The sequence below is a fragment of the Caballeronia sp. LZ062 genome (assembly GCF_031450785.1).
GTDB lineage: Bacteria > Pseudomonadota > Gammaproteobacteria > Burkholderiales > Burkholderiaceae > Caballeronia.
Map to the genome: position 1 here is coordinate 1,585,560 of NZ_JARTWB010000002.1, position 12,594 is coordinate 1,598,153.

Sequence of the window (12,594 nt, forward strand, 5' to 3'; positions counted from 1 at the left end):
TTCGACGTCCCGAATGGACGGCTACGGCCGCCGCCACACGACCCGGCCCCGCCGACTGCATCGCGAGATGCCGCCCATCCGCGCCCCGTACGACAGACTTGGAAAGACCCAGCCACCACACGATGGACGACCGAAAGAATCCTCCCGCCGAGCCGCGCCCGACGCCCGCGCGCCCCGCCGATCCCGCTCCGCCCGTCACCGCCGCACCGGCGCGCCGCCGCAGTCTCGTGCCGCTCGTCGTGGCCGTGTTGATCGTCGCAGGGGCCGTCGCGTGGTGGCATCCGTGGAATCGCGGCGGGACAGCGGGTTCGCCGCAGCAGGCGCAACAGGGCGGACGGCGCGGCGGCGCGAATGCGATGAACCAGCCTCAGCCCGTGCATGTGGCGACCGTGTCGCAGGGCGAGATGCCGGTCGTCATCAATGCGCTCGGCACGGTCACGCCGCTCGCGAACGTAACGGTCAAGACGCAGCTCAACGGCACGCTGATGGAAGTGGCGTTTCGCGAAGGCCAGATGGTCAAGAAGGGCGATATGCTCGCGCAAATCGACCCGCGTCCTTACGAAATTTCGCTGCGTAATGCGCAGGGCACGCTGGCCCGCGACCAAGCGCTGCTGCAAACCGCGCGGCTCGACTTGCAGCGGTATCAGACGCTGCTTTCGCAGGACTCCATCGCGAAGCAGCAGGTGGATACGCAGGCGTCGCTCGTCAAGCAATACGAAGGCGCGGTCAAATCCGATCAGGCCAACGTCGATACGTACAAGCTCGACCTCGCCTACGCGCGCATCACCGCGCCCGTGTCCGGGCGTGTGGGCTTGCGTCAGGTCGATCCGGGCAACTACGTGACGACGGGCGACACCAACGGCGTCGTCGTCATCACGCAGCTGCAGCCGATCAGCGTGATCTTCACGACCTCCGAAGACAATCTCGCGGCGATCATGAAACCGCTGCGCGCGGGCGTGAAAATGTCGGCGACGGCGTATGACCGCGCGAACACCACCGCGCTCGAATCCGGCTATCTGGAAACGGTCGACAACCAGATCGACACCGCAACGGGCACGGTCAAGCTGCGCGCCACTTTCGACAACAAGGAAAGCCGGCTCTTCCCGAATCAGTTCGTGAACACGAAGCTGCTCGTCGACGTCATTAAGAACGCGGTCATCGTGCCGACGTCGGCAGTGCTTAACGGGTCATCGGGTTCGTTCGTGTACGTCGTGAAACCGGACAACACGGTGACGGTGCGCAATGTGAAAACCGGCCCGGTGGATGGCGAGCGCACGAGCATCAAGTCCGGCCTGCAAGCGGGCGAGCGCGTGGTCATCGACGGCTCTGACCGCCTGAAAGAAGGCGCGAAGATCACGATTCCGGCCGAACGCGCGAAGGGGGCGTCGGGGGCTTCCGGTGCGTCGGCCGCGTCGGGTGCAGCGGCGGCCTCAGGTGCATCGGGTGCGCAGCACGGCGGGCATCGTCACCGTCAGCAACAGCAGCAGTGATCTTTAAGCCTCGCGCATGAATCCCTCCCGCTTATTTATTCTGCGTCCGGTCGGCACGGCGCTTCTGATGGCGGCGATCATGCTCGTCGGCCTCGTCGCGCTGCGCTTTCTGCCGCTGTCCGCGCTGCCCGCCGTCGATTACCCGACTATTCAGGTGCAGACCTTCTACCCCGGCGCCTCGCCGGATGTGATGACTTCCAGCGTGACCGCGCCACTCGAGAAGCAGTTCGGGCAGATGGCGAGCCTGAACCAGATGTCGTCGCAGAGTTCGGCGGGGGCATCGGTCATCACGTTGCAGTTCAGCCTCGACTTGCCGCTCGATATCGCCGAGCAGGAAGTGCAGGCCGCCATCAACGCGGCGGGCAACCTGCTGCCGTCCGACCTGCCCGCCCCGCCGATCTACGCGAAGGTCAACCCCGCCGACGCGCCGATCATGACGCTCGCCGTCAGTTCGAAGACGCTGCCGCTCACGCAGGTACAGGATCTCGCGGACACGCGGCTCGGGCAGAAGATTTCGCAGGTCGCGGGCGTGGGCCTCGTGTCGGTGAGCGGCGGCAACCGCCCGGCGGTGCGCATTCAGGCCAATACGCGCGCGCTCGCCTCCTACGGGCTCAATATCGACGATCTGCGCACCACGATTTCAAACCTCAACGTCAACACGCCGAAGGGCAATTTCGACGGCCCGACGCGCGCCTACACCATCAACGCGAACGATCAGCTCACCGACGCGAACGCGTACAAGAGCGCGGTCGTCGCGTATCGCAACGGGCGGCCGGTGATGCTGACGGACGTCGCGACCATCGTGCAGGGACCGGAGAACACGAAGCTCGGCGCGTGGGTCGATTCCACGCCCGCCATTATCCTGAACGTGCAGCGTCAGCCGGGCGCGAACGTCATTCAGGTGGTGGACGGCATCAAGAAGCTGCTGCCGCAGTTGCAGCAGTCGCTGCCGGCCGCGCTCGACGTGCGCGTGGTCACGGACCGCACCACGACCATTCGCGCGTCGGTTCGCGACGTGCAGTTCGAGCTGGCGTTGTCCGTCGTGCTGGTCGTGCTCGTCATTTATCTCTTCCTCGCCAACGTCTACGCGACCATCATTCCGAGCTTGTCCGTGCCGCTCTCGCTCGTCGGCACGCTCGCGGTCATGTACCTGTGCGGCTTCTCGCTCGACAATCTCTCGCTGATGGCGCTCACCATCGCGACAGGCTTCGTCGTCGACGACGCCATCGTGATGATCGAGAACATCGCGCGTTACGTGGAGGAAGGCGAATCTCCGCTCGAAGCCGCGCTGAAAGGCTCGCGGCAGATCGGCTTCACGATCATTTCGCTCACGGTGTCGCTCATCGCGGTGCTGATTCCGCTGCTCTTCATGGGCGATGTCGTCGGGCGGCTCTTCCACGAATTCGCGATCACGCTCGCCGTGACCATCGTCATTTCGGCGATCGTGTCGCTCACGCTCGTGCCGATGATGTGCGCGAAGCTGCTGCGCCACACGCCGCCCAAGGACAGCAAGCGTTTCGAGGCGCGCGCGCATCGGTTCATCGATTACGTCATCGGCCGTTACGCGGTGGCGCTGGAATGGGTGCTCGACCGGCAGCGTTCGACGCTCGTGGTCGCGCTGCTCACGCTCGTGCTCACGGGCGTGCTGTACGTGTTCATTCCGAAGGGCTTCTTTCCGACGCAGGACACGGGCGTGATCCAGGCGATCACGCAGGCGCCGCAGGCCGCGTCGTATCAGGCGGTCGCGGAGCAGCAGCAGGCGCTCGCGGCGAAGATTCTGCAGAATCCGGACGTCGAAAGTCTCACGTCGTTCATTGGCGTGGACGGCACGAACATCACGCTCAACAGCGGCCGCATGCTCATCAACCTGAAGCCGCGCGACGACCGCAGCAATACGTCGAGCGAAATCATCCGTTCGATCCAGAACGAAGTCGCGGACATTCCGGGCATCAAGCTCTACATGCAGCCGGTGCAGGATTTGACGATCGACTCCACGGTCAGCCCGACGCAGTATCAGTTCATGCTGACGGACCCGAATCCGTCCGAGTTCGCGCAATGGGTGCCGAAGCTCGTCGACCGGCTGCAACATACGTCGATCCTGACGGACGTCGCGACCGACCTTCAGCAGAACGGCCAATCGGTGTACGTGGAAATCGACCGCGAAACGGCGGCGCGCTTCGGCATCACGCCCGCGACCGTGGACAACGCGCTTTACGACGCGTTCGGCCAGCGCATCATTTCGACCATCTTCACGCAGTCGAATCAGTACCGCGTGATTCTGGAGAGCGAGCCGACCGACGCGCACTACAGCGAGACGCTCAACGGCATCTACCTGCCCTCTTCCACCGCGACGAACGGACAGGTGCCGCTCTCGGCCATCGCCAAGTTCCACGAGCGCGCCGCGCCCTTGCTCGTCACGCATCTCGGGCAGTTTCCGGCGACCACCGTCTCCTTCAACCTCGCGAAGGGCGCGTCGCTCGGCGCGGCCGTCAAGGCCATCGAAGAGGCGAAGAACGAGATCGGCTTGCCGGCGTCGTTCCAGATCCGCTATCAGGGCGCGGCGCTCGCGTTCCAGGCGTCGCTCTCGAACGAACTGTTCCTGATTCTTGCGGCCATCGTCACGATGTATATCGTGCTCGGCGTGTTGTACGAGAGCTTCATCCATCCGATCACCATTCTGTCTACGCTGCCCTCGGCGGGCGTCGGCGCGCTGCTTTCGCTGATGATCACCGGGCACGATCTCGACATCATCGGGATCATCGGCATCGTGCTTTTGATCGGCATCGTCAAGAAGAACGCGATCATGATGATCGACTTCGCGCTCGAAGCCGAACGCGAGCAAGGCAAGCCGCCGCGCGAGGCGATTTTTCAGGCGTGTCTGTTGCGCTTTCGCCCGATTCTCATGACGACGATGGCCGCGCTGCTCGGCGCGCTGCCGCTGATGCTCGGCTGGGGCGCGGGTTCGGAGCTGCGCCATCCGCTCGGGATTGCGATTGTCGGCGGGTTGATCGTGTCGCAGTTGCTCACGCTCTTCACGACGCCCGTGATCTACCTCGGCTTCGATTCGCTCGGGCGCAAGCTGCGCGCGCGCTTCGGCGGCGATGGCATGAGCGCGCCGCGTCCGGCGGGCGACGTGGAGTAAGGCATGAACCTGTCGCGCCTATTCATCGACCGGCCGGTGGCCACGACGCTGCTCGCCGTCGGCATTGCGCTCGCCGGCATGTTCGCGTTCGTGAAGCTGCCCGTCGCGCCGCTGCCGCAAGTCGATTTCCCGACCATCTCCGTGCAGGCGTCGCTGCCGGGCGCGAGCCCGGAGACCGTGGCGACAAGCGTCGCGAGTCCGCTGGAGCGGCATCTGGGCAGCATCGCGGACGTGAGCGAAATGACGTCGATGAGTTCCGTGGGCAGCACGCGCATCACGCTGCAATTCGGCCTGAATCGCGACATCGACGGCGCCGCGCGCGACGTGCAGGCCGCGATCAACGCCGCGCGCGCCGATCTGCCTACTTCGCTGCGCAGCAATCCGACGTACCACAAGGTCAATCCCGCCGACGCGCCCATTCTCGTGCTAGCGCTGTCGTCGCCCACGCGCACGGCGGGCTCGCTCTACGATTCCGCCGCGACCGTGTTGCAACAGACGCTTTCGACGGTGCCGGGCGTCGGCGAAGTGGACGTGAGCGGCTCGGCGAACCCGGCGGTGCGCGTTGAACTGGAGCCGGGCGCGCTCTTCCACTACGGCATCGGGCTGGAGGACGTGCGGGCGGCGCTCGCGTCGGCGAACGCGAACAGCCCGAAAGGCGCAATCGAGTTTCAGGGCACGCACGTCCAGCTCTACACCAACGATCAGGCGAGCAAGGCCGCGCAGTACAAGGACCTCGTGGTCGCATACCGCAACGGTTCGGCGGTGAAGCTCTCGGATGTGGGCGAAGTGGTCGATTCGGTCGAGGACCTGCGCAATCTCGGCCTCATCAACAACAAGCACGCCGTGCTGGTCATTCTGTACCGGCAACCGGGCGCGAACATCATCGAGACCATCGACCGCGTGAAGGCGATGGTGCCGCAACTGCAGGCCGCCCTGCCCGCCGACGTGGAGATCACGCCGACGGCGGACCGCTCGACCACCATCCGTTCGTCGCTGCACGACACCGAACTCACGCTCGTGATCGCGGTCGCACTGGTCGTGATGGTCGTGTTCCTGTTCCTGCGCAACTGGCGCGCGACGCTCATTCCGAGCGTCGCCGTGCCGATCTCGATCATCGGCACTTTCGCCGCGATGTACCTGCTCGGCTTCTCGCTCGACAACCTCTCGCTAATGGCGCTCACCATCGCGACGGGCTTCGTGGTGGACGACGCCATCGTCGTGCTCGAAAACATCGCGCGTCATGTCGAAAAAGGCGTGCCGCGCATGCAGGCGGCGATCATCGGCGCGCGGGAAGTCGGCTTCACGGTGCTGTCCATCAGCGTGTCGCTCGTTGCCGTGTTCCTGCCGATTCTGCTGATGGGCGGCATCGTCGGGCGGCTGTTCCGCGAATTCGCGCTGACGCTCTCGCTCGCCATCGCGGTGTCGCTCGTCGTGTCGCTCACCGTCACGCCGATGATGTGCTCGCGCCTGCTCGAAGAAGCGCACGAGAAGCGCGAGGAAGGACGCGTCGCGCGCTGGCTCGAACGGCAATTCGAGCGCATGCAGCGCGGTTATGCGCGCACGCTTGGCTGGGCGCTCGGACATCCGCGCACCATCCTGCTGATTCTGATCGCGACCATCGGCCTCAACTTCTATCTGTACGTGATCGTGCCGAAGGGCTTTTTCCCGCAGCAGGACACGGGGCGCATCATCGGCGGCATTCAGGCGGACCAGAGCACGTCGTTTCAGGCCATGAAGGTGAAATTCTCGGAGATGATGCGCATCGTCGAGGCCGATCCCGCCGTGGATAGCGTCGCGGGTTTCACGGGCGGCCGCTCGACCAATTCGGGCTTCATGTTCATTTCGCTCAAGCCGAAGAGTGAGCGCAAGATTTCGGCGGATCAGGTCATCAACCGCCTGCGCCGCCCGCTTGCGAATGTCGCGGGCGCGCGCACCTTCCTTCAGGCTGTGCAGGACATTCGCGTGGGCGGGCGGCAGTCGAACGCGCAGTATCAGTTCACGCTGCTCTCGGACACGACCTCCGACCTCTACACGTGGGCGCCGAAGATCACCGAGGCGCTGCAACACCGGGCCGAGCTGACCGATGTAAACTCGGATCAGCAACAAGGCGGCCTCGAAGCGATGGTGACGTTCGACCGCGCGACCGCCGCGCGCCTGAACATCAAGCCCGCGCAGATCGACAACACGCTCTACGACGCGTTCGGCCAGCGGCAGGTCTCGACCATCTACAACCCGCTGTCGCAGTATCACGTCGTCATGGAAGTCGCGCCGAAGTACTGGCAAGACCCGGAAATGCTGAAGCAGATCTACATCAGCACGTCGGGCGGCACGGCGAGCGGCGCGGCATCGACCAATTCCACGACCACATCCAGCGCGACGAGCACGGCATCGACGTCCGCGACGGGTTCGACCGGCGCGGGCGGATCGTCGACCAGCACGGCCGACACGACGGCCGCGCTCGCGCTCGAATCCGTGCGCAATTCCGCGACCAACGCGATCGCGGCGAGCGGCAAGTCGGGATCGTCGTCCGGCGCGGCAGTGTCCACGTCGAAGGAAACGATGGTACCGCTTTCGGCCATCGCGAAATTCGGCCCGGGCAACACGCCGCTTTCCGTGAATCACCAGAGTCAGTTCGTCGCCTCGACCATCTCGTTCAACTTGCCGCCGGGCAAGTCGCTCTCGGAGGCGACCGCCGCCATCTACGAAACCATGGCCGAACTGGGCGTGCCGCAGACCATCCACGGCAGCTTTCAGGGCACGGCGCAGGCGTTTCAGCAATCGCTCAACGACCAGCCGCTGCTGATTCTCGCGGCGCTCGCGGCGGTGTACATCGTGCTCGGCATTCTGTACGAGAGCTATATCCACCCGATCACGATTCTTTCCACGCTGCCGTCGGCTGGCATCGGCGCGTTGCTGGCGCTGCTGCTCTTTCATACGGAGTTCAGCATCATCGCGCTGATCGCGGTGATTCTGCTGATCGGGATCGTCAAGAAGAACGCGATCATGATGGTGGACTTCGCCATCGACGCGACGCGCAACGGCGGGAAGAGCTCGCGCGATGCCATCGAGGAAGCGTGCCTGCTGCGCTTTCGCCCGATCATGATGACGACCGCCGCCGCGCTGCTCGGCGCGCTGCCGCTCGCGTTCGGCACGGGCGAAGGCTCGGAGATGCGCGCGCCGCTCGGCATCGCGATTGTCGGCGGCCTGATCGTGAGTCAGATGCTGACGCTCTACACCACGCCTGTCGTCTATCTGTACATGGACCGCATCCGCGTGCGCGGGGAAGCGCGGCGGGCGCGCCGCAAGGGCGGCGCGCGTCCTGCAAGCGCGGTCGAATGACGTTACGCTGGCATGGGCCGCGAAAATGGCCTACGGTGTTCTGACCGTCCACGCAAGGAGCGTCTCGAATGAAGGCGATGAAAGTCCTGCTGATCGGCGCGCACGGCCGCACGGGCCGTCATGTCGCGCGGCGCTTGCATGAAGAAGGCATTCCGTTTCGCGCGCTGTTGCGCAAGTCGGCGCACAAGAGCGAGTTCGCGGCGCTCGGCGCGGAAATCTTGCTCGGCGACCTGACGCACGACTTCTCGCACGCGCTGGACGACATCACGCACGTCGTGTACGCGGCGGGTTCCGCCGAATCGGAAGGCGTGAACGAGGAGCGCGACATCGACCGCGATGCCGTCATGCGCACCGCCGATTACGCGAAACGCCGCCGCGTGCGGCAACTGGTCGTGGTGAGCGCGTTGTCCGCCTATCAGCCGCAGCGCAGTCCGCTCGCGCTGCGCCACTATTCACGCATGAAGCGCGACGCCGACGACTACGTTGCGCGCCGCGGCGTGCCCTTCGCGGTTCTGCGGCCCGGCCCGCTCTCGGATGCGCCGGGGCGCGGGACCATCGCGCTCGCCGACGAACGCGTCGAACAGATGCCGGCGGTGTCGCGGGAAGACGTCGCGGAAGTGGCGGTGCGATGCCTGCTGCTCGGCGTGACGAATCGCACCATCGGCTTCGTCGGCGGCGACGAGCCTATCGACGATGCGCTCGTTGCGCCCGCTGCTGCAACGGCGTAAGCGCAATCAGCCCACACCGACCAGCCGATAGCCGACGCCGGTTTCCGTGACGATATGCTCGGGCTGCGCGGCATCGCGTTCGAGCTTCTGCCGCAGATGCGCCATGTAGATGCGCAGGTAATGCGGACTCTCGACATGCGACGGTCCCCAGACTTCGCGCAGCAAATGCCGATGCGTCAGCACCCGGCCCGCATCGCGCACGAGCGTCGCGAGCAGGCGGTATTCGATGGGCGTCAGATGAACGCTCTCGCCGTTTCGCGTGACGCGCCGTAGCGCGAGATCGACCGTGACATCGCCGAAGCTGACCACGGGCGTTTCGCTCGCCGCCGTCTGATTGCGCCGTCGCAAGTGCGCGCGGATACGCGCCATCAATTCGGAGACGCCGAAGGGCTTGGTCAGATAATCGTCCGCGCCCGCATCGAGCGCGGCGACTTTCTCTTCTTCCTGCGTGCGCGCCGAGAGCACGATCACCGGCACTTCGGTCCAAGTTCGCAATTCGCGAATCACGTCGATGCCGTCCGTGTCCGGCAAGCCGAGATCGACGATCACGAGATCGGGCTGGCGCGTGGCCGCCGCGATCAGCCCTTGCTGACCGGTCTCGGCCTCGAATACGGTCATCTGCTGCGCTTCGAGCGACACGCGCACGAAGCGCCGGATCTGCTTTTCGTCTTCGATCAGGACGACGGTGAAGGACGGCTCGCTCATCGTTTGTTATGGGGTTATGGAGTCGAGCCGGCCGCGCGGCGTTCTCGCGCTCAAGGCAAAAGAATGGTCGAGCCGGTCGTCTTGCGCGCTTCGAGTTCTTCGTGCGCGCGCGCCGCGTCCGCGAGCGGATAGCGCTGGCGCACGTTCGTCTTCACCTTGCCGGACGACACGACGTCGAACAGTTCGGCGGCCATCGTGTCCAGGTCGCTGCGCTTGGCGATATAGCTGAAAAGTGTCGGACGCGTGAAATAGAGCGAGCCGCGCCCGGCGAGTTCCGACGAATCGATGGGCGGCAGCGGCCCGGACGAATTGCCGAAGCTCACGAAGAACCCGAGCGGCGCGAGGCAATCGAGCGACGCCACGTAGGTGTCCTTGCCGATGGAATCGTAGACGACCGGCACGCCCGCGCCGTTCGTGATCTCGCGCACGCGCTGCGTGAAGTTCTCGCGCGTATAGACGATCGGGTAGTCGCAGCCGTGCTCTTTTGCAAGCGCCGCCTTTTCGTCCGATCCGACCGTGCCGATGACCGTCGCGCCGAGCGCCTTCGCCCACTGGCATGCGAGCATGCCGACGCCGCCTGCCGCCGCGTGGATCAGCACCGTGTCGCCCGCCTTCACGCGGTACGTGCGACGCAGCAAATACTGCGCCGTCAGCCCTTGCAGCATGATCGACGCGGCGTCTTCATAGCCGATCGCCTCCGGCAGCTTGACGACGTAATCCGCCGCCATCACGCGCTCTTGCGCATACGCGCCCGGCGGACGCGACGCATACGCCACGCGGTCGCCCGGCTTGAACTGCGTGACGCCCTCGCCTACGGCCGTTACCTCGCCCGCGCCTTCCATGCCGAGGCCGCCGGGCAGCGGCATCGGATAAAGGCCGGTGCGGAAATACACGTCGATGAAATTGAGCCCCACCGCATGATGCTTCACGCGGATTTCGCCCTTGCCCGGCTCGCCCACGTTCACATCGACCCATTTCATCACTTCGGGGCCGCCAGTCTTGTCGAATCGGATTGCCTTGGTCATCGCTCGAACGCCTCCTTCGTTTCGTGGATGCTTCAGCGCGCCCGCGTGAGCCGGCCGCGCAACTCGTCGAGAATCATGCGCGCGGTCGACACGTTGGTCGCGCACGGCACGTTATGCACGTCGCAGGCGCGCACCAGCGCGTTGATGTCAGGCTCGTGCGGCTGCGGCGTCATCGGGTCGCGCAGAAAGATCACGACGTCGACGCGCCCTTCCGCCAGTTCGCCGCCGATCTGCAAGTCGCCGCCATGCGGGCCGGACAGCTTGCGCTCGACATCCAGCCCGTGCGCCGCCGCGATGCGCGCGCCCGTGGTGCCGGTCGCGACGAGTTGGCATTGCGCGAGCGTGTCGACATACTCGCCCGCGAGCGCGACGATGTCGTCCTTTTTCATGTCGTGCGCAATCAGCGCGACGCGTGTGCTCATGTGCTGCCTTCTCCCCTCTTGTCGTGTCGCCGGTCAGTAGGTGCCAGGATAAGCGCCGCCGTCGATCAATATGTTCTGGCCGATGATATAGCCGGCGTGGACGCTGCACAGAAACGCGCAGGTTCTGCCGAACTCGTCCGGATTGCCGAAGCGCCCGGCCGGAAGACTCTGCGCGCGACGCGCACGCGCCTCTTCGATCGAGATGTTCTGCGCCTTCGCCTGCGCCTCGAAGGTGACGGCCACGCGGTCGGTGTCGAAGGTGCCCGGCAGCAGATTGTTGATGGTGACGCCCGTGGCCGCCACTTTGCGCGCCACGCCCGCGACGAAGCCCGTGAGCCCCGAACGCGCGCCGTTCGACAGGCCGAGCACGTCGATAGGCGCCTTCACCGACGAACTCGTGATATTGACGATGCGACCGAAGCCGCGATCGATCATGCCGTCGATGGTCCGCTTGATGAGCTCGATGGGCGTCAGCATGTTCGCTTCGAGCGCCTTGATCCACATCTCATGCGTGAAGTTGCGGAAGTCGCCCGGCGGCGGGCCGCCCGCGTTGTTCACGAGAATGTCCGGCTCCGGGCAGGCCGCGAGCGCGGCGTTGTGGCCTTCGGGCGTCGTGATGTCGCAAGCGACGGCCTGTACGGTGACGCCGTACTGCGCGCGGATGCTCGCCGCGGTCGCTTCGAGCGTTTCGGCGGTGCGCGCCGTAATGACGAGATTCACGCCCTCGGCGGCCAGCGCCTCCGCACAGCCGCGCCCGAGTCCCTTGCTCGCCGCGCAGACGAGCGCGGTGCGCCCCGCGATTCCCATATCCATCGTCCGTCCTCCATGATCGTCGTTTAGTGTTCGAATCGGTCCGACGCGTCGAAGCGTGGCAACGTTGCACGCGTCGCAACCCTCTCGCGCATTCTAGAAGAATCGGGGCGGCAACGTCGGCGCCTGCATGGCCGAATCCCGGGCGAATATTCTTAGGTCATGGCGGCCTTTTCGGTAAACTGTCGCCACTGTCGGCCGGCGCTTGCGAACGCGCGCCGCGCGACCGCCCACGGCAGGACCATCACCCGAGCAGGACGCGCATTGCGCGAGACCCATGAAACAAGACAGCCGCTTTCCCAATCTCTTCATCCTCAATCACCCGCTGATCCAGCACAAGCTCACCCACATGCGGGACAAGGACACGTCGACGCGCACGTTCCGCGAGCTGCTGCGGGAAATCACGCTGCTGATGGGCTACGAAATCACGCGCAACCTGCCACTGACGACCAAACGCGTGGAAACGCCGCTCGTCAAAATCGACGCGCCGGTGATCGCCGGAAAGAAGCTCGCCATCGTCCCGGTACTGCGCGCGGGCATCGGCATGTCGGACGGCCTGCTCGATCTCGTGCCGTCGGCGCGCGTCGGGCATATCGGCGTGTATCGCGCGGACGATCATCGGCCGGTGGAATATCTCGTGCGCCTGCCGCCCGATCTCGAGGAGCGCGTTTTCATTCTCTGCGATCCGATGGTCGCGACCGGGTACTCCGCCGTGCACGCCGTCGACGTGATGAAGCGGCGCAACGTGCAGGACGAAAACATCATTTTCGTGGCGCTGGTCGCCGCGCCCGAGGGCGTGAAGGTATTCCAGGACGCGCATCCGAACGTGAAGCTCTACGTGGCGTCGCTGGATTCGCATCTGAACGAACACGCGTATATCGTCCCCGGTCTCGGCGATGCCGGCGACCGCCTGTTCGGCACGAAGAACTGACC

General features: G+C 65.2%; 9 protein-coding genes. 5 read left to right on the top strand and 4 right to left on the bottom strand.

Features of this window, described 5'->3' with window-relative positions; translation table 11 throughout:
• The first annotated feature begins 122 nt into the window (after positions 1-122).
• From P9239_RS13495 to P9239_RS13510, 4 genes are all read left to right on the top strand, one after another.
• The gene (locus P9239_RS13495) at positions 123-1,490 is read left to right on the top strand and encodes an MdtA/MuxA family multidrug efflux RND transporter periplasmic adaptor subunit (RefSeq protein ID WP_309751616.1); all 1,368 of its coding nucleotides are present in this window, start codon (positions 123-125) and stop codon (positions 1,488-1,490) included.
• A gap of 16 nt (positions 1,491-1,506) precedes the next feature.
• Positions 1,507-4,632 (top strand): MdtB/MuxB family multidrug efflux RND transporter permease subunit, encoded by a 3,126-nt coding sequence (locus P9239_RS13500; protein WP_309751618.1) that lies wholly within the window; start codon positions 1,507-1,509, stop codon positions 4,630-4,632.
• Positions 4,633-4,635: 3 nt separating this feature from the next.
• Positions 4,636-7,971 carry an efflux RND transporter permease subunit gene (locus P9239_RS13505; RefSeq protein ID WP_309751620.1) on the top strand — a complete coding sequence of 1,112 codons (3,336 nt, stop codon included), beginning with the start codon at positions 4,636-4,638 and terminating at the stop codon, positions 7,969-7,971.
• Positions 7,972-8,039: 68 nt separating this feature from the next.
• Positions 8,040-8,699: an SDR family oxidoreductase gene (locus tag P9239_RS13510; protein WP_309751622.1), complete on the top strand. Its 660-nt coding sequence runs from the start codon at positions 8,040-8,042 to the stop codon at positions 8,697-8,699.
• Between the two features lie 6 nt (positions 8,700-8,705).
• Here P9239_RS13510 and kdpE read toward each other — a convergent pair whose 3' ends face one another.
• The 4 genes from kdpE to P9239_RS13530 are packed head-to-tail and all read right to left on the bottom strand — an operon-like array spanning position 8,706 to position 11,664.
• Positions 8,706-9,404: a two-component system response regulator KdpE gene (kdpE, locus tag P9239_RS13515; protein ID WP_309751624.1), complete on the bottom strand. Its 699-nt coding sequence runs from the start codon at positions 9,402-9,404 to the stop codon at positions 8,706-8,708.
• A 50-nt stretch (positions 9,405-9,454) separates the two neighbouring features.
• Entirely contained in the window at positions 9,455-10,429 is a 975-nt protein-coding gene (locus P9239_RS13520) for a quinone oxidoreductase (protein ID WP_309751626.1), read from the bottom strand.
• A 32-nt stretch (positions 10,430-10,461) separates the two neighbouring features.
• The gene (locus P9239_RS13525; RefSeq protein WP_309751628.1) at positions 10,462-10,851 is read right to left on the bottom strand and encodes a methylglyoxal synthase; all 390 of its coding nucleotides are present in this window, start codon (positions 10,849-10,851) and stop codon (positions 10,462-10,464) included.
• Positions 10,852-10,884: 33 nt separating this feature from the next.
• On the bottom strand, positions 10,885-11,664 hold the full coding sequence (locus P9239_RS13530) for an SDR family oxidoreductase (RefSeq protein ID WP_309751630.1): 780 nt from the start codon (positions 11,662-11,664) through the stop codon (positions 10,885-10,887).
• Between the two features lie 274 nt (positions 11,665-11,938).
• Here P9239_RS13530 and upp point away from each other — a divergent pair, with 274 nt between their 5' ends.
• Positions 11,939-12,592 (top strand): uracil phosphoribosyltransferase, encoded by a 654-nt coding sequence (upp, locus tag P9239_RS13535; protein ID WP_309751632.1) that lies wholly within the window; start codon positions 11,939-11,941, stop codon positions 12,590-12,592.
• Positions 12,593-12,594: the final 2 nt, after the last annotated feature.

What these genes read in the sequence shown, in the direction of transcription:
- P9239_RS13505 (WP_309751620.1), top strand. Translation starts at nt 4,636, where the DNA reads ATGAACCTGTCGCGCCTATTCATCGACCGGCCGGTGGCCACGACGCTG.
- P9239_RS13525 (WP_309751628.1), bottom strand. Translation starts at nt 10,851, where the DNA reads ATGAGCACACGCGTCGCGCTGATTGCGCACGACATGAAAAAGGACGAC.
- P9239_RS13510 (WP_309751622.1), top strand. Translation starts at nt 8,040, where the DNA reads ATGAAGGCGATGAAAGTCCTGCTGATCGGCGCGCACGGCCGCACGGGC.
- kdpE (WP_309751624.1), bottom strand. Translation starts at nt 9,404, where the DNA reads ATGAGCGAGCCGTCCTTCACCGTCGTCCTGATCGAAGACGAAAAGCAG.
- P9239_RS13495 (WP_309751616.1), top strand. Translation starts at nt 123, where the DNA reads ATGGACGACCGAAAGAATCCTCCCGCCGAGCCGCGCCCGACGCCCGCG.
- P9239_RS13500 (WP_309751618.1), top strand. Translation starts at nt 1,507, where the DNA reads ATGAATCCCTCCCGCTTATTTATTCTGCGTCCGGTCGGCACGGCGCTT.
- P9239_RS13530 (WP_309751630.1), bottom strand. Translation starts at nt 11,664, where the DNA reads ATGGATATGGGAATCGCGGGGCGCACCGCGCTCGTCTGCGCGGCGAGC.
- upp (WP_309751632.1), top strand. Translation starts at nt 11,939, where the DNA reads ATGAAACAAGACAGCCGCTTTCCCAATCTCTTCATCCTCAATCACCCG.
- P9239_RS13520 (WP_309751626.1), bottom strand. Translation starts at nt 10,429, where the DNA reads ATGACCAAGGCAATCCGATTCGACAAGACTGGCGGCCCCGAAGTGATG.